General features: G+C 71.3%; 14 protein-coding genes. 4 read left to right on the top strand and 10 right to left on the bottom strand.

Features of this window, described 5'->3' with window-relative positions; translation table 11 throughout:
- Positions 1 to 48 precede the first annotated feature (48 nt).
- Together ACZ5VD_RS11200 and ACZ5VD_RS11195 are read left to right on the top strand one after the other, a co-directional pair.
- On the top strand, positions 49 to 3,423 hold the full coding sequence (locus ACZ5VD_RS11200; RefSeq protein WP_468549735.1) for a pyruvate carboxylase: 3,375 nt from the start codon (positions 49 to 51) through the stop codon (positions 3,421 to 3,423).
- A 31-nt stretch (positions 3,424 to 3,454) separates the two neighbouring features.
- Positions 3,455 to 4,924 (top strand): alpha-amylase, encoded by a 1,470-nt coding sequence (locus ACZ5VD_RS11195; RefSeq protein ID WP_468682033.1) that lies wholly within the window; start codon positions 3,455 to 3,457, stop codon positions 4,922 to 4,924.
- Between the two features lie 57 nt (positions 4,925 to 4,981).
- Here ACZ5VD_RS11195 and ACZ5VD_RS11190 read toward each other — a convergent pair whose 3' ends face one another.
- From ACZ5VD_RS11190 to ACZ5VD_RS11165, 6 genes are all read right to left on the bottom strand, one after another.
- Positions 4,982 to 7,807 (bottom strand): ATP-binding protein, encoded by a 2,826-nt coding sequence (locus ACZ5VD_RS11190; protein WP_468682031.1) that lies wholly within the window; start codon positions 7,805 to 7,807, stop codon positions 4,982 to 4,984.
- Positions 7,808 to 8,053: 246 nt separating this feature from the next.
- The gene (locus ACZ5VD_RS11185) at positions 8,054 to 9,055 is read right to left on the bottom strand and encodes a (-)-alpha-amorphene synthase (protein ID WP_468682199.1); all 1,002 of its coding nucleotides are present in this window, start codon (positions 9,053 to 9,055) and stop codon (positions 8,054 to 8,056) included.
- Complete coding sequence (locus ACZ5VD_RS11180; RefSeq protein WP_468682029.1) at positions 9,045 to 10,523, bottom strand: cytochrome P450; 1,479 nt, start codon at positions 10,521 to 10,523, stop codon at positions 9,045 to 9,047. The genes ACZ5VD_RS11185 and ACZ5VD_RS11180 overlap by 11 nt, the downstream gene beginning before the upstream one ends.
- Positions 10,524 to 10,786: 263 nt before the next feature.
- A complete protein-coding gene (locus ACZ5VD_RS11175; protein WP_468682198.1) occupies positions 10,787 to 13,684 on the bottom strand; it encodes a glycosyl hydrolase 115 family protein in 2,898 nt (965 codons plus the stop codon).
- A 932-nt stretch (positions 13,685 to 14,616) separates the two neighbouring features.
- Complete coding sequence (locus tag ACZ5VD_RS11170) at positions 14,617 to 15,468, bottom strand: helix-turn-helix domain-containing protein (protein WP_468549731.1); 852 nt, start codon at positions 15,466 to 15,468, stop codon at positions 14,617 to 14,619.
- Between the two features lie 10 nt (positions 15,469 to 15,478).
- Entirely contained in the window at positions 15,479 to 16,213 is a 735-nt protein-coding gene (locus tag ACZ5VD_RS11165) for a DUF6879 family protein (protein WP_468549730.1), read from the bottom strand.
- Between the two features lie 171 nt (positions 16,214 to 16,384).
- On the opposite strand from ACZ5VD_RS11165, the gene ACZ5VD_RS11160 reads away from it, so the two are divergent.
- Complete coding sequence (locus ACZ5VD_RS11160) at positions 16,385 to 16,588, top strand: hypothetical protein (protein ID WP_468549729.1); 204 nt, start codon at positions 16,385 to 16,387, stop codon at positions 16,586 to 16,588.
- Entirely contained in the window at positions 16,585 to 16,809 is a 225-nt protein-coding gene (locus ACZ5VD_RS11155) for a hypothetical protein (RefSeq protein ID WP_468549728.1), read from the top strand. Before ACZ5VD_RS11160 ends, ACZ5VD_RS11155 begins: the two co-directional genes overlap by 4 nt.
- Before the next feature lie 476 nt (positions 16,810 to 17,285).
- Here the strand turns inward: ACZ5VD_RS11155 and ACZ5VD_RS11150 are convergent, their stop codons facing one another.
- The 4 genes from ACZ5VD_RS11150 to ACZ5VD_RS11135 all read right to left on the bottom strand — a co-directional run bounded on the left by ACZ5VD_RS11150 (position 17,286) and on the right by ACZ5VD_RS11135 (position 22,201).
- Positions 17,286 to 19,007 (bottom strand): C40 family peptidase, encoded by a 1,722-nt coding sequence (locus ACZ5VD_RS11150; protein WP_468682028.1) that lies wholly within the window; start codon positions 19,005 to 19,007, stop codon positions 17,286 to 17,288.
- A 374-nt stretch (positions 19,008 to 19,381) separates the two neighbouring features.
- Complete coding sequence (locus ACZ5VD_RS11145; RefSeq protein ID WP_468682026.1) at positions 19,382 to 20,464, bottom strand: NAD-dependent epimerase/dehydratase family protein; 1,083 nt, start codon at positions 20,462 to 20,464, stop codon at positions 19,382 to 19,384.
- A 223-nt stretch (positions 20,465 to 20,687) separates the two neighbouring features.
- Positions 20,688 to 21,344: a response regulator gene (locus ACZ5VD_RS11140; protein ID WP_468682024.1), complete on the bottom strand. Its 657-nt coding sequence runs from the start codon at positions 21,342 to 21,344 to the stop codon at positions 20,688 to 20,690.
- A gap of 23 nt (positions 21,345 to 21,367) precedes the next feature.
- Complete coding sequence (locus tag ACZ5VD_RS11135) at positions 21,368 to 22,201, bottom strand: sensor histidine kinase (protein WP_468549724.1); 834 nt, start codon at positions 22,199 to 22,201, stop codon at positions 21,368 to 21,370.
- Positions 22,202 to 22,329: the final 128 nt, after the last annotated feature.

The following is a 22,329-nucleotide window of genomic DNA, read 5'->3' as shown; positions in this document are numbered from 1 at the left end:
GCGACCATGGTGTCCGTCGTCCGTCACCGGCAGGCCGAAAGGATCGGGATGCTCCGCAAGGTACTGGTCGCCAACCGAGGTGAGATCGCGATTCGCGCGTTCCGCGCCGGCTACGAGCTGGGCGCGAGGACCGTCGCGGTCTTCCCGCACGAGGACCGCAACTCGCTGCACCGGATGAAGGCCGACGAGGCCTACGAGATCGGCGAGCCGGGGCACCCGGTACGGGCCTATCTGTCCGTCGAGGAGATCATCCGCGCGGCCCGGCTGGCCGGCGCCGACGCGGTCTACCCGGGCTACGGCTTCCTGTCCGAGAACCCCGAGCTGGCGCGGGCCTGCGAGGAAGCGGGCATCACCTTCGTCGGGCCGAGCGCGCAGATCCTGGAGCTGACCGGCAACAAGGCGCGCGCGGTGGCCGCCGCCCGCGCGGCCGGCGTGCCCGTCCTGGGCTCCTCGGCCCCCTCCGACGACGTGGACGAGCTGGTGCGGGCCGCCGAGGACGTCGGCTTCCCCGTCTTCGTGAAGGCGGTCGCCGGTGGCGGCGGGCGCGGCATGCGCCGCGTCGAGGAGCCCGCCCAGCTGCGCGAGTCCATCGAGGCCGCCGCCCGGGAGGCGGCCTCCGCCTTCGGTGACGCCACGGTCTTCCTGGAGAAGGCCGTCGTCGAACCCCGTCACATCGAGGTGCAGATCCTCGCCGACGGGGAGGGCAACGTCATCCACCTCTTCGAGCGTGACTGTTCCGTCCAGCGCCGCCACCAGAAGGTCATCGAGCTGGCGCCCGCCCCGAACCTGGACCCGGAGCTGCGGGAGCGGATCTGCGCCGACGCCGTGCGGTTCGCCCGCGAGATCGGCTACCGCAACGCGGGCACCGTGGAGTTCCTGCTCGACCGCGACGGCAACCACGTCTTCATCGAGATGAACCCGCGCATCCAGGTCGAGCACACGGTGACCGAGGAGGTCACCGACGTCGACCTCGTGCAGGCACAGCTGCGCATCGCCGCCGGCGAGACCCTCGCCGACCTCGGGCTCTCGCAGGAGACCGTCACCCTGCACGGCGCCGCACTCCAGTGCCGTATCACCACCGAGGACCCCGCCAACGGCTTCCGTCCGGACACCGGCCGCATCAGCGCCTACCGTTCGCCCGGCGGCTCGGGCATCCGTCTCGACGGCGGAACCACCCACGCGGGTACGGAGATCAGCGCGCACTTCGACTCGATGCTGGTCAAACTCACCTGCCGGGGCCGGGACTTCGCCACCGCGGTCGGCCGGGCCCGGCGTGCCGTCGCCGAGTTCCGCATCCGCGGTGTGTCCACCAACATCCCCTTCCTGCAGGCCGTCCTCGACGACCCGGACTTCCAGGCGGGGCGCGTCACCACGTCGTTCATCGAGCAGCGCCCGCACCTGCTCACCGCCCGCCACTCCGCGGACCGCGGCACCAAGCTGCTCACCTACCTCGCCGACGTGACGGTGAACAAGCCGCACGGCGAGCGGCCCGAACTGATCGACCCCACCACCAAGTTGCCGCGCACCGAGGTCACCGAGCCGCCCGCGGGATCCAAGCAGCGGCTCACCGAACTCGGCCCCGAGGGCTTCGCCCGATGGCTGCGCGAGTCGCCGACCATCGGCGTCACCGACACCACCTTCCGGGACGCCCACCAGTCGCTGCTGGCGACCCGGGTCCGCACCAAGGACCTCCTCGCGGTCGCCCCGGTCGTCGCCCGCACCCTGCCCGAACTGCTGTCCCTGGAGTGCTGGGGCGGCGCCACCTACGACGTCGCGCTGCGCTTCCTCGCCGAGGACCCCTGGGAACGCCTGGCCGCCCTGCGCGAGGCCGTGCCGAACGTCTGCCTGCAGATGCTGCTGCGCGGCCGCAACACCGTGGGCTACACCCCGTACCCGACGGAGGTGACCGACGCCTTCGTGCAGGAGGCCGCGGCCACCGGCATCGACATCTTCCGCATCTTCGACGCGCTCAACGACGTCGGCCAGATGCGCCCGGCCATCGACGCCGTACGCGAGACCGGGACGGCCGTCGCCGAGGTCGCCCTCTGCTACACCTCCGACCTGTCCGACCCGAACGAGCGGCTGTACACCCTCGACTACTACCTGCGCCTGGCCGAGCAGATCGTCGACGCGGGCGCCCATGTCATCGCCGTCAAGGACATGGCGGGTCTGCTCCGCGCGCCCGCCGCCGCCAAGCTGGTCTCCGCGCTGCGCCGCGAGTTCGACCTGCCGGTGCACCTGCACACCCACGACACGACGGGCGGGCAGCTCGCCACCTATCTCGCCGCGATCCAGGCCGGCGCGGACGCGGTGGACGGCGCGGTCGCCTCGATGGCGGGCACCACCTCGCAGCCGTCGCTGTCCGCGATCGTCGCGGCGACCGACCACTCCGAGCGGCCCACCGGCCTCGACCTGCGGGCCGTCGGCGACCTGGAGCCGTACTGGGAGAGCGTCCGCAAGGTCTACGCCCCCTTCGAGGCGGGCCTCGCCTCGCCGACCGGCCGCGTCTACGACCACGAGATCCCCGGCGGGCAGCTGTCCAACCTGCGCACCCAGGCCGTCGCGCTGGGCCTCGGTGACCGCTTCGAGGACATCGAGGCGATGTACGCCGCCGCCGACCGGATCCTCGGCCACCTGGTGAAGGTCACCCCGTCGTCCAAGGTGGTCGGCGACCTGGCTCTGCACCTGGTCGGGGCCGGCGTGGCGCCCGAGGAGTTCGAGGAGACGCCGGACCGGTTCGACATCCCCGACTCCGTGATCGGCTTCCTGCGCGGCGAACTCGGCACCCCGCCCGGCGGCTGGCCCGAACCGTTCCGCACCAGGGCGCTCCAGGGACGCGCCGACGCCAAGCCGGTACCGGAGCTGGGCGACCAGGACCGTACGGGACTGGAGAAGGACCGGCGGGCCACCCTCAACCGGCTGCTGTTCCCGGCGCCGACACGCGAGTTCGAGACGCACCGGCAGAGCTTCGGCGACACCAGCGTGCTCGACAGCAAGGCCTTCTTCTACGGCCTGCGGCCCGGGACGGAGTACGCCGTCGACCTCGAACCCGGGGTGCGGCTCCTGATCGAGCTGGAGGCTGTCGGCGAGGCCGACGAACGCGGGATGCGCACGGTGATGTCCGCGCTCAACGGCCAGCTGCGGCCCATCCAGGTCCGCGACACCGCCGTCTCCTCCGACGTGCCGGTCACCGAGAAGGCCGACCGCTCCAAGCCCGGCCACGTCCCGGCGCCGTTCGCCGGCGTGGTCACCCTCGCGGTCGCCGAGGGCGACGAGGTGGAGGCGGGGGCCACCGTGGCCACCATCGAGGCGATGAAGATGGAGGCCACCATCACCGCCCCGAAGTCCGGCCGGGTCTCCCGGCTCGCCATCAACAAGATCCAGCAGGTGGAGGGCGGCGACCTGCTCGTGGACATCGCCTGAGGCGCCCGCGCGGCCGGGAGGAACCCCTGGCATGACGGTGATCCTGGAGATCAACACCCTTGTCTGGCTGGGCGAGTTGAGCGAACGGGCCGGGCGTCGCCTCACCCTCGGTGAGGTGCCCGGCCCGGTCTGGGACGCACTCGCCCTGCCCGGCGTCGACACCGTCTGGCTGATGGGCGTCTGGGAACGCAGCCCGGCCGGCCGCGCGTTCGCGCTGCGCGAGGAGTCCCTCCGCTCGTCGTTCCGCGCAGCCCTGCCCGACGTCACCGAGGCGGACATCGCCGGATCCCCGTACTGCGTACGGGACTACGTCGTCGACGCCCGTCTCGGAGGTGCGGCGGGCCTGGCCGCGGCCCGCGCCCAACTCGCCGCCCGCGGCCTGCGGTTGATCCTCGACCACGTCCCCAACCACATCGCCCCCGACCACCCCTGGGTCACCGCGCACCCCGACCGGCTGATCCGGGGCACCCCGGACGACCTGGCCCGCGAACCGGACGCCTTCGTCGAGGCCGGGGGCGGGATCCACGCCAGGGGCCGCGACCCGCACTTCCCGCCCTGGCCGGACGTGGTCCAGCTGAACGCCTTCGCGGACGGCCTGCGCGCGGCGACCGTGGACACCCTGGTGGCCATCGGCGACCAGGCGGACGGCGTGCGCTGCGACATGGCGATGCTCATGATGAACGACGTCTTCGCCAGGACCTGGGGGGACCGGGCGGGCCAGGTCCCCGCCGAGGACTTCTGGCCGTACGTCATCCCGCGGGTCCGTGCCCGCCACCCCGGCCTCCTCCTCGTCGCCGAGGCGTACTGGGACCTCGAAAGCGCCCTCCACCGACAGGGCTTCGACCTCTGCTACGACAAGCGGCTCCACGATCACCTGTGTCACGGGAACGCCGACTCCGTCCGCGGTCACCTGGCCGCCGACCCCGCCCACCAGCACGGCCTGGTCCGCTTCCTGGAGAACCACGACGAACCACGGGCCGCCGCCACCCTGCCGGGCGCACGCGGACGCGCGGCGGCCGTGGCCGTCGCGACCCTCCCCGGGGCGACGCTCTGGCACGAGGGCCAGTTCGAGGGCCGCCGGGTGCGCCCACCGGTGTTCCTCTCCCGCAGACCCCACGAACCGGCCGACGCGTCACTGCACGCCTTCTACGCCCGTCTGCTCCCGGCCGCGACCGCCGTACGCCGGGGCGTCTGGCGCCCCCTGACCCCGACCGGCCTGCCCGGCGACGACACCCACCACCACCTGCTCGCCTGGACGTGGACGCACGACCACGCCCGCCATGTGGTCGTCGTCAACCACTGCGACGACCCGGCCCGGGCCCGCCTCTCTCTTCCTTGGGCCGACCTCCGAGGCACCGCCCACCGCCTGACCGACCTCCTCACGGACCGGACGTACGACCGAGAGGGCGACGAACTGACCGACCCGGGCCTGTTCGTGGCCCTGGAGGGCCGGCAGTGCCACGTCTTCGCGGTTCGGCCCCGAGAGTCCCGAGGGTTCTGAGGATCCGGAGAGTCCTGAGGGCGCTGGTGGTCCGGATGGATCGGGTCTGGGCCAGGGTCAGGTCAGGGGGCGCGGAAAGGTCTTCAACGCCTCGGCCAGTCCCGCCGCGTCGCTGCCGACCTTGCGGTAGGCGGCGGAGAGCAGTTGCCGTACCCCCTGCTCGGTGAGGCGCAGTTCCTTCGCGACGACCGGCACCGGGTCGCCCTGGGCGGTCATCTCCGCTGCTCGGCGTTCGTGTGCGGTGAGGGTGTCGGTCTGGCCGTAGCGCAGGGGCAGCGGGCGCAGGCCCGCGGCGGAGAGTTCCTCCCTGGCCCGGGCCGCCACCGCCTCGGCACCGCAGTGGACGGCGGTTTCCAGACCCTGGTAGAGCCGGTCCGCGGCCTCCTGGAGCCGGTTGTTGCGCGACAGCGTGGCACCGTGGCCGACCAGGGCGCGGGCCAGGTCGTAGGCGGCGGGGGACTGTTCCAGATGGTCGACGGCCTGGGCGTGCAGGTCGAGTGCGGCGGGACCGCCGGTCACCTCGGCCTCGACGTGCAGCGCCCGGCCGATCACGGACGCCGCCCCGAAGTCACGGGCCCGCTTCACGGCGTCCTGGGCCAGCCGGACCGCCCGGCCGGGCGCGCTGGGGGCCACGACGGACGCCAGGTCCAGTTGCCACGGGCACCAGGAGGGGTTGCGCCAGGCCCGTGCCTCCAGCCGGTCCCCGACGTCGGAGAGCAGGGACTCCGCCTCGGCGCGCCGCCCCTCCGCCAGGAGCAGTTCGGCGTACACCGTGCGCGGATCGGGGTAGATGACCGCGTTCGGGACGACCTCGCCGTAGTGGTAGCGGTCGGCGAGCCGACGGGCGGCGGGGGTCCGGCCACGGGCCAGCAGGATCTGCACGAGGATGCCGATGGCGAACCACTGGGCGGGTACGGCCCCCTCGACCCGGTCGGCGATGCGCAGGCCTTCCCGGGCGAGTTCCTCGGCCTCGGCGAGGCAGCCGCGCCGGAAGAGGACGTAGCCGAGGAGTGCCTGCCCCAGGGCCAGATGGGAGCCGCGCCAGCCCTTGGACTCGCACTCCGCCATACCTCTGGTGAAGAGTTCCTCGGCACGCCGGGGCTGGTCGCAGTACATGAACACCAGGGCCACGGAGACCGGGACCTCGAAGCCCCGGTTCTCGTCGGTCCAGCTCATCCCTCCGCGCAGGGCCTCGTCGGCGTAGGAGAGAGCGGTCTCCCGGGACTCGCCCCGCACCAGGGCGTCCCATGCCCGCAGCCCCAGGATGTAGCGCTCTTCGAGTCCGCGGCCGGTCAGCTTGTCGGCCAGTCGCGTCAGCCTGCGGGACCGTGCGGCCGAGTCGGGCTCGTCGGTGCGGAACGCGCTCCACACGAAGTGATCGGCCTGCATGCGCAGTTTGACGCGGGGGCCGGTGGCCTGCCGCGCCTCCTCGCCGGCCACCGCCGCGGCCTCGGCCAGGCGGTCCGTGTGGGCCAGCGCCTGGGTGAGCCGGTAGACGATGGCGGCCCGCAGGTCGGGGTCGACGCCGGGCTCGGTGAGTGCCTCACGGAGGTGGCTGACCGTGGCGGTGGGCTCGATGAGGAAGGTCGCGCAGGCCAGTTCGTGGAGGATGGCCGCGCGCTCCTCCAGAGCGGGCGGCTCCTGAAGGGCCCGGGTCAGGACGCGTCGGGCAGCCTCCGGGGCGCCGGCGCGGAGATACTCACGAGCCGCCGCGCGGAAGCACTCGACGGCCTCGGGGTTTCCGTCGCAGGGCACCTCCAGCAGGTGCCGGGCGGCGGCCGCGGGGCCGAAGCCCGCGGCGCGCACGGCCTCCGCGGCCCTGTTGTGCATGCCCACGCGCAGGTGCGAGGGAACGTCCCGGTAGATGGTCGTGGCGACCAGGGGGTGGGCGAACTCCACGCCGCCGCCCGGACCGTGACCGTCGGCCAGGATGCGGGCCGCGCGCAGCCGCTCGGTCGCCTCGACGGACTCCTCGCTGCCGATCACGGCGAGGGTCGCGGCGAGTTCCGGCGAGGAGGAGCAGCCCAGCACGGCGGCGGCCCACGCGAAGCGGACGGTGGCCGGGCCGAGGCGGTGGAGGCTGTCGATCAGTCCGGGTCCCTTGATGGCCGCGGCGAGGTCCCGCATCACGGGCAACTCGTAGGAGAGACCCCTGACCTGGCGTTCGCCGAGCCTGACGGCGAGTTCGACGGCCTCGAACGGGCTGCCGCCGGTCGCCGCCCAGCACTCCTCGCAGAACTCGTCCTCGGCCTCCTCGCCCACCTCGTTCCTGACGATCCGTGCGACGGCGTCGGCACTGAGCGGTGCCAGGGCGTGCGGACGGTTTCCGTGACGTTCCAGGACGGTGCGGAACGCGCTCGCTTCCGGCGGCATGTCGTCGGGCCGGTAGGCGGCGACGATCAGCAGCGGGAGATCGGCCGCCCTGGGCGCGAAGGAGGCCAGCCAGCCGAGGGACTCGGCATCGGCCCAGTGCAGGTCGTCCAGGAGCAGGACGACGGGCGCCTTCTTCATCGTCAGGCGGGTCATCACCCAGTCGAGGCCGTCACGCACCCCGGTCGGATCCGGTACGTGGGTGGTGTCGCCCGCCTCCAGACCGAGTGCCACCGCGACGATGTCGTACCAGCTGCCCAGGAAGGCCCGGAGTTCCGCGTCGTCCATCGCGGCCAGGGCGGGTTGCAGGAGCTGGCGCACCACGCGGAACGCCAGCCCGTGTTCGTTCTCCCCGCCCTTGCCCGACAGGACCGTGCACCCGTGGGCGAGCGCGAGGGCGCGCGCCGCCGACACGAGGGTGGTCTTTCCCCGCCCGGCCGGACCGGCGAAGGTGACCAGCTCGCTCGACGGCGCACGCGGCGCACCCTCCGCCACCTCCAGGAGCTCTGCCATCGCGGAGTCGAGTGCCTCCAGTTCTCGATGGCGTTCGAGTAACAGACGGTCTTCGGTGAGGGATTGCCGCAGCCCAGGCGCCATGTGCGCTACCGCTTCCTGTCGTTGATCCGCGGAGGACGGCGCCGAGCGTACGCCCATGTGAACGCCCGGCGGCGGCCTTCGGACAGGAGAACGACAGAGAGGGTGAACTATCCACGACGGCGCCTTACGTACCCGCTCTTCGGGTACGATGCCGCGCCCGCGTCACGGGAGGGCGGCGGCCTTCGTGGTGTCCGCGTAGCGTGGCACGGTGCGGGACCAGAAGTAGCAGCCGCGGATCCAGCCGGCCATGCCGTCCACGTAGCCGACGCCGGCCGGGCTCAGCTCCGGCCTGATCTCGTCGTACAGCGACTCGAACTCCCGGATCGTGCCGTTGATCAGCCGGATGGCGAGCATGGCGGCCATCGGCAGTGAGCACCGCTGGGACCGCTGGTAGGCGAGGGAGAGGTTGATCAGCCCGCCCACCCGTTGCTCCTTCACCGCGGAGAACAGATCCGGGATCCACACCGCCGCGTCCGCCGACAGCCGGCCCAGGCGCCGCATGGCGGGGTGATGGAGTTCGGCGGGGGTCAGCTCGTGGGTCTGCGCCGCCTCGCACAGCGGATGGAACGGCTCGACGCCGGCGATCAGTGAACGGATCGACTTGCACAGGCCGATGCGCAGCGGGGCGGAGTCGGTCTGTGCCACCGCCTCGTACAGCAGACCGTGCACGTATTCACGGCTGTTCCACGCCCAGCGCGCGGCCTGGGCCGGCGTGCACCGTTCCAGGACCTGGCGGTGCAGGTCGCAGAGAGCGGCGCCGAGGGGTGTGCTCGGCGGCCGGCCGTCCCGGAGGATCTCGACGCTCTCGCTGAGCATGGGCAGCAGTCGGCCGGGCCATCGGCGGCCGACCTCTTCGGCCCGGTCGTCGAAGATGAACTGGTAGGCGATCTGGTTGGCGACGATCTGCAGGATGTCCGCGTCCACGGCCGGGCTGTTGTAGGCCGCGAGCTGGGCCGGGCGCGTGGCGGTGATCATCGTCGCCACCGCCGGGTCGTCGGTCAGTCCCTGGTCACGCAGCCATGTCTCGACGCCCGCCTCGGCCTGGGGAGCATGGCTGTTGGTCCGGAACGGGAAGGGCATGTAGAGGTGCGCGTCGATCAGGTCGCTCAGACTGCCGGCCGTGAGCCCGTCCTGGGGAGCCACTGCGATGCCCTCATGCGTCATCGACACCGTTGTCACCTGCCGTTCGGAGGTCCTCTGCGCGGGCTGCTGGGGTTGCTCGGGGAGCCAGGGACCGGGCACGGGGCGCCGGACCGGCGGGGACGCGAGGCCGTGGCTCGCAGGACATGACCAGGGTCCGGGGCCCCAACGTCGCGCCGGGGCGCAGCCGTTGCGCAGGTCCGGGCAGATGACGCAGCCGCCAGCGGCCGGCGATCGTCGCCAGGGCCAGCGTCGCCTCGGCGACGGCGAAGGTGTCGCCGACGCACTTCCGGTTGCCCGCGGCGAACGGCACCATCGCGCCGTGCGGTACGGACGCGGCCCGCCCCGGCAGCCACCGCTCCGGAAGGAACCGCTCGGGGTCGGGGAACGAGGCGGGGTCGTGATGCAGCAGATAGGGGCTGTACAGGACGGTGGTCCCCCGGGGAAGCCGGTGCCCGGCGAGGGTCGTCTCCCGGGTGGTGATGCGGGTGAAGAGCCAGCCGGGCGGCCGGTGGCGCAGGGTCTCGGCGACGACGCACCGGGTGTAGGTGAGCCGGTCCAGGTCGTCGGGGCCGGGCCGCGGTCGGTCGGCGACCACGGAGTCGACCTCGGCGTGCAGGCGGCGTTCCGCCTCCGGATGCCGGGCGAGCAGATCGAGGGCGGAGGCCAGGCAGAGGGCGGTGCTCTCGGCCCCGGTGAGCAGCAGCGTGACGAGCTGGTCGTGGACCTCCTGCTCGGTGACCCCCGAGGTTTCGCACCGCGTGGCCGCCAGCAGCGTGGCGAGGATGTCGGCCCGGTCGTCGGCCGCACCGGCGCGCAGGCGTTCGGCGACGACCTCGTCGACGATCGCGTGCACCCGGTCGACCGCGTGCCGGTAGCGCCGGTTGGCGGGCGTCGGGATCCGGAACAGGGCGTCGACGGGTATGGCCGTCCGGACGAACAGGCCGCGCACGATGTCGGCGAGGCGCTCGCCCACCTCGGCCGCCGCCGCGCCACCGAGCGTGTCGGAGAAGAGGAGGTGGTTCATCACCCGGGTCGTCAGGCCCAACATCGCCGCGCTGACGTCCACTTGGCCGCCCGACCGCCACCCGCGGCACGCCGCCTCGGCTTCTCGGACCATCATGTCCGCGTGGTCGGTGACCCGGGAGGGCCGGAAGTCGCCTTGCAGGAGCCTGCGTTGGCGCCGATGCGTGTCCTGGCGGCAGGTCACGAGGCCGTCGCCCATCAGCATGCGCAGCCTGTGGTAGAGCGGGCCCCCCTTGTCGAAGGTCCGGGTGTCCATGAGGACCTGATGGACCACTTCAGGACGGCAGGCCATCCAGGCGCGGAGGGGCCCCAGCCTTAACCGGACCAGATCGCCGTGGACCGGCAGGGAATTCAGGAAATCCAGCGGACGACGGAACAAGGCGATAGGGTGACGCACGGACGGGAATATGCCCGGTGCAGTACCCACAGTCCATGCTCGGTCTGTTTCAGGTGCGGCATTGCTCATCGAATACCACCTGTCTCAGTCGACGCGCAAAAGTCGGTGGTTCTTCCACCGACTTGGCGTGTGAGTCATGTCCTGCCCAGTTCAGACGATCGACGGCACGCCGAATCGCCTGTGCGCGGGGGCGCAAAGGAGCACGAAGACGCGTGGAGTGAAAGACCTTCAGTGGGTAATACACCCAAGAATTGTCGTCTTCTGTCACTCAAACGTCTTTCGTGCTCCCCTTACGCAGAAGACGAATCCGGAACGACTGCTTCGGGATCACGTCAGGATGCGGGATCCGGAGGGAACACCGGGTGGTAGCTTTCCGGCGGCGCGAGATAGGTGACGGGCAGACCGCCCGTGTCGACGACGATCTGGTCCACGGCGATCGCCGGATCCACCATGAAGAGCCGCAGAACGTGTTCGCCGGGCGCGGCCACGGTCACGGCACCGGTCAGCTTCTCGATGCCCTCCTCCACGTTGCGCGCCCAGGCGTCGCCGCGGTTGCCGGTGGCCACGGACTGCCCGGACAGTACGGTCACGGGCTGGTCGTCGAGCGACACGGCGATCCGGCGGTGCCCGCGCTCGTCGAGCGACGGCAGCCGGAACACCGTGACCGGGAAGGTCCCGGCGCTCGTGAACCGCACCCGGTACCTCAACTCCGGTGCCCGGACGGCGAAGTCACCGGTGACCGGAGCCGCCGTCGACGGCACCGCCTCCAGCGCGGCGGTGCGCCGGCCGAGCCCGCGCACGGTCCGCCAGCGGGCACCACCGCGTGCCACCCGCCGGTCGAAGTGCAGCGCGTCGATCGACACATATCCGTGCGCCTCGACGAACCCACGGGCCCGACGGCGGGCCCGCTCCCCGTCGTTGACCACCAGCAGCGGCACCTCGAAACGCTGCCCGGCACCGGTGAAGACCACCGTGGTCTCCTGTCTGCCCTCGGGCACCCGCGCCCAGTCGACCTCCACCCACACCCGCATCTGCTCGGTGAGCGAGCCGCCCGCCTCGCTCAGCCGGACCCACGGGTGAGCCGCCTCCGCCGCCCAGTCCACGCTCAGGAAACCGGTGTTGAAGACGTCCACGAAGCGCCGGTCGCGCGTGTAGGAGGAGAAGGACAGCGGCCGGAGCACCCCGGTCTCGTTCCCCTCGGAGGCCACCCCGAGCCCCGAGGTCTGTTGCCGGGCGACCCTGGTGACGGCCGGACGCCCCGGCGCCTTCGGGATCTGGGAGGGGTAGGGATTGACGATGCCGTCCCATTTCCCGCCCGCCACCTCGGTGTTGTACCGCCTGGTGAGGGCCGCCTCCTCGGTGTGGGCGGCCTCCGCCAGGTCCGCGAAGCGGTTCGTCCCGGCCCCGCGCCCCTGCCGGACCGCGAGGGCGTTGCGGTCCGCCCAGTAGTACTTCAGGTTCATCAAGTACGCGCCGTGCACGGGGTACTCGACCAGTTCGAAATAGGCGTCGCGGTAGGCCTCGGGCAGCTGGGCGCCCAACTCCCGGGTGCGGGCGAGGAGTCGGTCGTAGGCGTCCATCCGGCGTCCGGCCTCGTCGCCGTGGTGGACGACGGAGAACATCGAGCGGTCGATGAACTCCGGGCGCCGCTCGGCCGCGAGCCGGTAGTACTCGGTACGGATCGCGGCGATCTCCGGTCCGTGAAGCCGCCCGAACTGCCGCCCCGCCCACTCGGCCGTGAACTCCTCGACATCATCGGCGTGTCGGCGGTCCACGTCCCAGGCCATGTCCATGGAGAAGGAAAGCCCGGTCTCGATGGACTTGACGTCACCGACGTTGAAGATCCACATCCGGTCGACGCCGTGCTCGTAGACCCGTCGCAACTCCTGCCAGACCTTGGACAGTTGGGTGGTGTCCAGCCACAGATAGCTGCGCGGCCGGCCCCAATAGGAGAGGTGGTAGTAGATGCCGTTGCCGCCCGCCCGGACGCGCTCCGCCTCGTTCGGCAGCTGGCGCATGTTGCCGTGGTTGTCGTCCGGCCAGATCAGCGTGACGTCGTCCGGGACCCTGACACCCGCGTTGTACAGGTCGAGGACCTCCTTGTACGGGATGAAGATCTGCGGCTCGGCCGCCGCACCGACCTCCTCCGTAAGGATCCGGCGCTGGTCCGCGATGATGTCGTTCATCACCACGACCTTCTCCGGGATGGTCGTCGCGTACTTCGTCTCCAGCGCGCTGTCGTGCAGCCCGCGCATCCCGAGCGTCCAACTGCTCTCGTACGACGCGTTCTGCCGCGCTCTGGCTCTCCAGTAGTCGGAGATGACACCGGGGTTGACCGTGTAGTCGTACACCGGCGGCGTGCCGTCAGCCGCGGGATGCTCCCGCGCCCACGGCTCCCATTCGTGGACGCCGTTGCGCAACAGTGCCTCGGGGTGGCTGGAGCCGACGACGATGCCGTAGGAGTCGGCGAGTTCGGGGTTCTCGCGGTGCTTGTTGAAGAAGTCGGAGTACGGATGCATCGCCGGCCACAGGTAGTTGGCCCTCAGTCGCAGCAGCAGCTCGAAGACGTGCCGGTAGGTCTCCGGGCCGATGTTCTTGTCCGGTTCCTGAGTGCGCCGGGACCACGTGGTCAGGTTCTGCTCGTCGTTGATGAAGATGCCCCGGTAGCGGACGGAGGGCTCGCGCCGCTTGTGGGTCCCCGTGGACACGGTCACGGTGTCGCGCCGCGCGACGGGGACGTCCGCCCACCAGTACCAGGGCGAGACGCCGATGCGCTCCGAGGTGTCGTAGACGCCGTACACCGTGCCGCGGCGGTCGCTGCCCGCGATCACCAGGGCGCGGTCCACTCCCGGCAGGGGCCGCTCGACCACCTGGGTCACCGACGCCTCCCAACGCCCCTTAACCCCCGAGACGTCCAGTCGGCGGTCCGCGACGAGCCGGTCGATGACCGGGCTGGCCCCGAGCGTGCCCACCAGGACCAGGTGGGTCGCCCGCTCGGGCAGGGTGTGCAGCAGCCGCGGCCGTACCCCACCGACCCGTTCGACGTCCGCGGGCAGGTCGCCGGCCGCGCGGACCACGGCCCGGTTTTCCGCCACATCCACGAACACGTCCGTGGCGACGCCGTCCTGGACCAGGGGAAAGTCCGGCCGTCCGGACGGGACCGCCTCGACGGCCCGGGCGGTCGCGGGGAGCACCCCCGGGAGCAGCGGGGCGACTCCTACGGCTGCCATTCCGCGCAGGAACGACTTGCGGGTCCACGGCTGCGACGGGCCCTGCGGTTCGTTGTGCGGCACGAGACGCTTCCTTTCCGCGCCGGACACCCCGGGCGACCCCTCGTGCGGACCGTCCGGCGGGGCTCGCGCGCGTGGCTGGCGGGGAACGGGGGGATGTGGGACGGCAGGAAACGGGGTGGCACGGGTGGCACGAGCAGGCTAGAAAGCGCTTGCTGTTGCACCCTAGGGCAGGGCCGGACGGGGCGTCCAGAGCCGTGCGTGAATGGCGTGCCGGTGGGGGAACGCGAGCCGGGGTGCGTCAAGTGGGGCGGCACGGTGGGGTGTTGGACGCACCCGGCCGGAGCCCCGCCGCGCCGCGTGGGTGCGGGGCGACGGGGCTCCGGCCGGGTGGGCCCGTGTGAGTCCCTGGGGTTGCCGAACACGGTGGGATCTTCGGGGTGCGTCACCGATGCAGACGGTGAGCACCTGACCAGGGGCTGTGCCAGCCGGCTGGTGCCAGGAGAGCCCGGGGTCTTGCACCACGTCTGTCTTGCGTTTCGAGCAAGTCCCCTGAGGTCGTTGGCGGTATTCCCGGGCTGTCACGAGTCGCGGTCGTCCTCAACCCGGAAGGCGACGGCCGGCATGGCCTCGTGGGTTCCCACGCGTCAATGGGCCGGAGCGAGCTTGAACAGTCGGGGTACACCTGGGCCGCGGGACACACCGTGCGGCTCGTCGGTGGTCTCAAGCCAGAACATGTGCGGGTACTTCTTCAAGAACTCCTCAAGGCCATGCAACAGGTTGGCGTCCGTGTCGCCGCTCTTGGGTGGCCGCCCGGAACATTTTCTTGCCGTCGAGCAGCGTGACCCGGTGCCACCGGTCACCGATCCAGACGTCAATGTGTAAGTGCTGCATGGCGTACAAGCTCCCTCAACCCACCCGGGCCGGAAACGTCAACGGGGGTTCAGGGCACGGCGGGCCGCGTTGATGACGTTCTGGGCGTCGGTCCCGTACACGGCAGACTCACTGAGGGTCTTCCACACCTTCGAGTACAAGGCGATGTTGTCGGCATCGTCCAACCACAATTCGGCGTGCCAGTCCTCGGCGACCACCAGGCGGTCATCCAGCACCCAGAAGCCGTTGGCGGGCACGATCTTGAGGGACGCCGTGAACGGGATGATCCCCAACTCCACCGTGTCCATCCCGAGCATGCCGGTAAGCCGGTCGAGCTGGGCGACCAGCACGGAGGGCGGGCAGACCATCGACCGCAGGGCGGCTTCCCACATCAGCACACGCAGCTTGCGGCCAGGGCGGTACAGCCACTCTTGCCGCTGTGCCCGGGAGCGCACTGCGGCCTCAATGTCGCCGGCGCCACCCAGCAGTTCGGCATATCGCTGGATGACGTGACGCGCGTACTCGGGGGTCTGCAGCAGTCCAGGGACCACCGACTCTTCCCAGATCCACATACCCGAGGTGCGGTCGATCTCCGCGCTCAAGCCCTCGTGCAGTGGCTTGAAGCCGTTCGCCAGGGCTCGACGCCATGACCTGATGTGGGTCTCGAACCCGGCCAGCCGTGCGGCAAGCTCGGGGTATACGCCCGGCTGCTCGGTCGCGTCGGCCCACGCCTTCAGGTCCTCGGGGGTGGCCGTCTGCCTGCCGTTCTCCAGCTTGCTGACCTTCGAGCCCTGCCAGCCCAAACGCTGAGCGAGCTGCTGACCGGTGAGTCGACCGCCAGGGCACGTGAACCGCAGTTCGCGCAGCCGTGTGCCCAAAGCCGCCCGTGCCTGTTGATAGTCGGTGCTCACCGGTCACGCGTCATTCGGGCGGGGTGAACTGGTCGATCGGAACGGCGTGATGCATCGCCGCGTCCCGCACCATGGCGTACCGCACGACCTCAGCCGGTTTGGTGATCAGCTCGATGTTCAGCAAGTTGTCGGAGTCGTCGAAGTGCAGCAGAGCGACCAAGCGCGAGTCGAAGATCCAGAAGTCTTCGGGAGGCAGGGTGGCCGCGTCCTCACGCCACAGGTACCGGATGTCTTCGCCGACCGCCGCGTTGTGCCGGGCGTAGTCGAGCAGGAAGAGCTGTTCGGTGGTGGGCGGGTTGTCGGCGACCCGCACCCGCCCGACCGTCTTGCCTGCCTCGGTCTGGGCCTTGATGTTGACGAACCAAGGCTCGCTGGGGTCGCAGGGCGCGGAGCCGGTGGCCAAGAACGCTTGAAAGTCGGGGTCGTCACGGTCGGACGCGTAGCCGCGCCGGGTCTCCAGCCGCCAAGCGGTGTGCTGGAAGGTCTCGAACAGCCGCCGGAAGGTGGCCCGGTCGACAAGCTCTGGCACTTGCGCCATCTCCTTCGGCCCCCAGTTCACGAGCAGTTCGCGCGGCACGGCCACCGCTGCCTCGTCCGGCCCGAAGTGCTGTAGCTGTGCGAGGTCCTCGGCGTCGGTGACCGGCGTGCCCTGAACGATGATCTCGCCGGTTCCCTCGTCCATGTGCAGGGCGGGGCAACCGTCGACCTTGCTGTCTGTGCCGGTGAAGCGCAACTGACGAGCCATGGACGCTCTCCCTTCCAGGGGGTGATCCCGTCAGCATGGCCGGGGGCTCGGCTTGGTTCTATGGGGTCAGGCAGGGTTCCTGAGAAAACTGCAGCAATCTTCGCGACCCGTCGAGCAAATGTGAGAAAACACCATACCGCCGGGCAACTGCCTACTTCTAGTGTCCCGTTCATGGCTACGAAGGAACGACAGGACGTCGACCCGTACGCGGCGGTTGAGTCCCTGCGAGCAGCGCTGACCGAAGTCGGCATCGTCCTCCCTTCCCTGAAGGTCGACCTTGGGTCCCCTGAACTGCGGCTCATCGAACTGGGGCGTGTGCGTGCCGACGTGGTCGCTCGCCTGGCCCGGGTGCTCCAGCAAGGTGGCCACGAGTGAGGCAGCCGATCGGCACCCTGGTCAGCGACACCGAGCGCAACAAGCTGGGTTACGTCATGGGACACGAGGGTCCGACCACCCGACTCCGTCCGGTGGTCGGCGGACGCGAGTGGGACGCCGCCCCCGATTGCGTCCGCCGCGCCACGGACGAGGAGCGACGCAAGGCCATGGAGGAGCGCACCCATGCTCTGAACTCGATGAGTAGCGGCGGCATCCTCTGATGAGCACGGTCACCCCGGACACCTCGACCATGTCCGCTGAATGCACGCTCGCCCAGCGTCCGGAGTACAAGGACCTGCACCGCGAATGCCGCCAGACGGAGGACGTGCCGTTGCCGCACGGCCGGGGGATCTTGCTCGTGCCCCGCTGCACGTGCCCCCATCACCAGTGCAACCCCGCTGGGTGACGCCCCCCTCACTCCCAAGGGGTTGTCGGATCAGGTTCCGGACGTAATCGAGTCGGCCACGCGTGTGCGCGACGCGTGGCACCGGTTCAAGGGTGTTGGCGACAAGTCGCCCAGAGGCAAAGAAGACGAACAGGCGCCTCCGGCGGACGACGAGGTCCCCCTGGGACCGCGTAGGCCCTCGTGGGGTCTCCGTCGTCTCTCTGGGCTCAGGACGGTGATGGCCACCCGGAACCGGATCGGGGGAGCCGGCGTGGCATCCCCGGCAAGAGGCGTGGGCGGCCCTGCCAAGTGTCAGACGGGGCGTACCGTGCCGCGGATCGCCGCTTCGCCTGCGTAGAAGACCGACTCCTCGCGGATGTACGCCCCCGGACCCGGCGCGTGGATCATCGTGCCGTTGCCTATGTACAGGCCGACGTGCCTGAGGTCGTCGTAGAAGAAGACCAGGTCACCGACGCGGGTGTCGGCGAGGGGCACCACCGTGCCGGTGGACGCCTGGGCGAGCGTGGTGCGGGGGAGTTCGACACCGCCCGCCCGCCACGCGGCCTGTGTGAGACCGGCGTTGTCGTACGAACCCGGGCCGGCCGCGCCCCAGACGCACGGCTTGCCGATCTGGGCGCGGGCGAACGTGACGGCTCGGGTCGCCCTGCTGTCGTTCGCCGGGGCTTCCGGAACCGGGGCGGCGACGGGGGCCGCGGTGGTGGGCGGGAGGCCCGAGGTGGCGGTGCCGCCGTAGGCCGGGAGCGGGGCGGCCGTGGCGTAGGAGGAGGGGGCAGCGGGCGCGGCGAAGGGGGGCTGCGTGGTGGCGAGTGCCGCTGTGGCGACGGGGGGTGCTGTGGGGGCGGGTGCAACCGTGGGGACGGGGGCGGTCATGGTGAGCGGGGTGTTCGCGGCGAGGGAACTGTTCGCAGCTTGCGGGGCGCTCATGGCCAGGGGCGTACCCATGCCCAGCGAGGCGTCCGTCGCAGCGGGCGTCGGCTGCTGGTGCTGCCAGAGCGGGTCGGCCTGGAGCGGGGCTTCCTGGACGGGAGCGACCCATGTGCCCTGCGCTGGGGTGGACCACGTGCTCTCGGCCTGGGTGGACCACGTGCTCTCGGCCGGAGTGGCCCAGGTGTTCTCGGTCTGGATCGGGGTTTCCGGGAGCGGAGCGATCCACGTGCCCTCGGGCGGGGTCGTCCACGTGTTCTCGGTCTGGTTGGCCCAGGTGTTCTCGGCCGGGGGCGTCCAAGTGGTCTCGGCCGGGCCGGACTCGATCGCGGCGACCGGGGCGCTCGGCAGCGCGGTCTGTGCCGTGTGGGCGGTCAACAGGGCGCGGGCGGCGACGAGTTGGCGCTGGATGCGTTCCTTGCTGGTCCGCAGCGAGGACGGTACGGACTCGGCAGCGGCGGCGGGCAGCGCCTTGGGGGCGGCCTGGGGCATGGGGGGTGCGGGCGGCAAGGCGGGGGTGGACCCGGCGGTCAGCTCCGGGACGGCGCGTCCTGGAGCCGTCAGTTCCCGGGCTCCGGAGGCAGCCGCAGGCCGTGCCTCGGCCCGCGCGGTCGGCGGCCTTCGCTCGGGCCTCCGGTCGGTCGGCAGTGCGGCAGGGGTGGTCGGCCCCAACTTGGCGCGCGCCATGTCGAACCACTGCCGGGTCACGTCACCGAGGGCGGGGTCCGCCTGGCCGCGCGACGCGGTGCCGCCGGTGCTCGTCCCGGCATCGGTGCGGCCACGGCCGCCGTCGCCGGTCGGGCGCGCTCCGCCCCGGCCGGTGTCGGTGGGGGCGGCGGCGCGCTTGCGCGGACTCGCCGACGCGCGGGTGGCGTTGAACGTGCCGGTGTCGGACTCGGCCCGGTTGTAGAGGTTGTCGATCCGCTGCTGGACCTCTTCGCGGCTCGGCCCGTCGTCTCCGGTCGCGGAAGTGGCGCTCGCGCTCTGGGAGAGCAGGGCCACGGAGGTGAGTGCCGCCGTGGCGAGTGCGGAGTTGCGCATTCCCGGGAGGCCGACGCCTCCGGGGCGAGGGGTTCGCTCCGACGCCATGGAAGACGTACTCCTTCCGTAACCCGTCATCGAAGTCCGTCAGCCGAAAAGGGGCTGGTGGGCTCGGTCCGGGGGTGACTCGACCAAGGTATGCGCGACACGGCGATGTTCGCCCGAGGATGTCGAACGTCCCTGCGGTCAACTTAACCAACTTGTGTGACTGGTGTGAAGATTGAAGGGTGAAATGTCCGATACATAACTGTGACCTTCGTCGTGTTTCACCGGGTAACACCCCCAGAACGTGAACTTGATGCGTCCGGCCCGACAAGTGAGGGTGGGTCATTCCGCATTCGTCGCCCCCCCGGACGCCCGATGACCGAGCCACCCTGCCGGCCCTCTCCGGGCCCGGTGTCCGTTCCTGTCGCTGTCCGCGTTCATCGCGCGGGCCGCTGTGCCCGCCATGACTCGTAGTGTTCGAGCACGGTCTCCTCGACCGGCCGGTAGGTGACGCCGAGTTCCCGCACGCTCCTGCCGTTGTCCACCCGGAAGCGGATGCCGAGGTGCTTGCGGATGTAGTCCTGGGTCAGGCCGAACGCGGGGCCGAGGACCCGCACCGGCCAGTGCGGGAGGGCGGTGCGGGGCAGGCGCAGGTCGTGGGGGTGCTGGGCCCGGATGATGCGGGCCATGTCGTGGAACGAGGTCATCGTCTCGGCGGCGACGATGTAGCGCCCCGTCGCCTCGGGGTTCTCGGCCGCCGCGATGTGCGCGTCGGCCACCTCGCGTACGTCCGCCGTGGTGAAGGCGAAGTCCGGTGCGCCGTAGAAGAAGTAGCCCTTGAACAGTTCCTCCAGCAGGAAGAGGCTGCCGGACTCCGATGCGGGCGCGAGGGAAGGGCCGAGGATCAGGCCGGGGTTGACGGAGACCATGCGCCAGCGGTTCTGGGCCGCCTCCGCCTCCCAGGCCGCACGTTCCGCGACCGTCTTGGCGTAGTGGTAGGGGTTGTTCTGCACGGTGCTGGTGGTGTTGAAGTAGCTCTCCGTCAGCACCTGGTCGTCCATGGCCAGTACGTCGGCGTAGTCGCCGAAGATCGCCCCGACCGTGGAGGTGAAGACCAGTCTCTCCACCGTCTGTGTCCGCCCGAGGCTTCCCAGTACGTTGCGGGTGCCGAGCAGGGCCGGGTCGACCATGTCCCGCCGGCCGTCCCTGATCCGCTCCGGCATGAAGAACGGCGACGCCACGTGGAAGACCACCCGGCTGCCGCGGATCGCGTCGTCGAAGGACCCCTCACGCAGCAGGTCCGCCTCGAACAGGTCCAGCAGGCCGGGGAACTCCTCCTGCATCTCCCGCAGCGGCCGCACCTTCGCCGTGTGCGCGAGGCTCCGCACGGTGGTGCGCACCGCGTAGCCGCGCTCCAGCAGCCGCCGGACCAGATGGCTGCCGACAAAACCACTGCCGCCGGTCACCGTGACGACCGTCGTCCCGCCTGTGCCCACGCCCCACTCCTCAGTGCCCGTCATCGGTCCTTCCGGAGCGCGGTGATCCGCGCCCTGGGCCAGGTTCGGGCATGTCCCTGGTGAAAGGGAACATCAATGGCCGAGTTGTGATCGTTCCCGACGGTGCCACTCGGCCGGGTGGCGGCACCCGGGCGGGGCTGATCGCTCTCGAGTCCTGTGGCCGCCGGGTCTCATGACCCTGTGGTTCGCGTCCTACGGCGACGTCGCGTCCCCCTCCGGTGCCGGCTCAGCCCTGCGCGCCGGGCCCCGGTCGGACCAGGCCCGTCTCGTACGCCAGGACGACGGCCTGTGCCCGGTCGCGCAGGGACAGTTTGGCGAAGATGCGGGCCACGTGGGACTTCACGGTGGCTTCGCTCAGGGTCAGTTCGGCGGCGAGCTCGGCGTTGGACAGGCCGCGGCCGAGCAGGACCAGGACCTCCAGCTCGCGGGGCGTCAGGGCGGTGAGGTCCGCGGGCACGGCGGCCGGACCGTCGCCGCCCGAGGCGAAGCGCTCCACCAGACGCCGGGTGATCGACGGGGCGAGCAGCGCGTCGCCGGTGTCGACGAGCCGTACGGCCGCCGCCAGGTGTTCCGGCGTGACGTCCTTGAGCAGGAAGCCGCTGGCCCCGAGGGACAGCGCCGTGTAGACGTAGCGGTCCAGGTCGAACGTCGTGAGCATCAACACCCGGCATTCCGGGGCGTGTTCCAGAATGCGGCGGGTCGCCTCCAGGCCGTCCATCGTCGGCATGCGGATATCCATCAGGACGACGTCCGGCCCGAGTTCGCGGGCCAGCGCCACCGCCTCGGCGCCGTCGGCCGCCTCACCGACCACCTCGATGCCCCGCGCGTGCAGGATCAGCCGGAAGCCGCTCCGGATGAGGGTCTGGTCGTCGGCGATGAGCACGCGGGGTGTCCGCCCGGCCGCCGTCACGGACGGTCCAGGGGGATGCGCGCCCGGACCCGGTAGCCCCCGCCTAGCCGGCGCCGGGCGTCCAGATCGCCGCCGTAGACCGCGACCCGCTCGCGCAGCCCGAGCAGTCCGCGTCCCGTGCCGTCCCGGTGGCGGAGGGCCGTCTGTGCGGGGGCGCCGCCGGTGAGGACACTCGGGCCGGTGTTCAGTACCTCCACGCGCAGGGCGTGGTCCGCGTACCGCACGGTGACCTCGGCCTGGCCTCCGTCGCCGTGCCGGAGCGCGTTGGTCAGCGCCTCCTGCACGATGCGGTACGCGGTGACGTCGATGCCCTGCGGCAACGGGCGCGGCTCGCCCGAGATCCGTACCTCCACGGGCAGCCCGGCGAAGGAGACCCGGTCGACGAGCGGGCCGAGCCGGTCGAGGCCGGGCTGCGGAGCCAGCTCCACCGGGTCGACGTGCGCGGCCGTGCCGGGGCCGGGATCGACGTACTCGCCGCTCGGGGAGGGCGCCAACAGCCCCAGCAGATGCCGTAGATCGGTCATCGCGCCGCGCCCCGCGTCCTCGACGGCGCGCAGGGCTGTCGCGGCCTCGTCCGGCATGGTGCCCAGCACCTCGCGGGCGGCTCCGGCCTGCACCACCATCAGGCTGACGTTGTGGCTGACGATGTCATGCAACTCCCGGGCGATACGGTCTCGTTCGGCCGCGACCGCGGCCCGCGTGGCACGCTCCCGCTCCCGCTCCAGCAGCCAGCCGCGCTCCCCGACCGCCGCCTGCCACCGGCGCCGGGTACGCCACAGCGCGACCGCCAGCCCCACGACCGCCCCACACGCCACCCCCAGCGCTGCCATCAGCACGTTCGTCGCCCCCTCCCGCCGAGCATCACCCTGGCAGACCCTCACCGGATCCGCATCAACCCACAGGTCCAGGGCCCTGCATCCCCAGGATGAGCGGGGGCCCGAACCGCCATCCGTGGAGG

This window comes from Streptomyces sp. NPDC032822, assembly GCF_055578825.1.
Note: the sequence above shows the minus strand (reverse complement) of the source record. Positions and strands in the feature narration are given on the sequence as shown.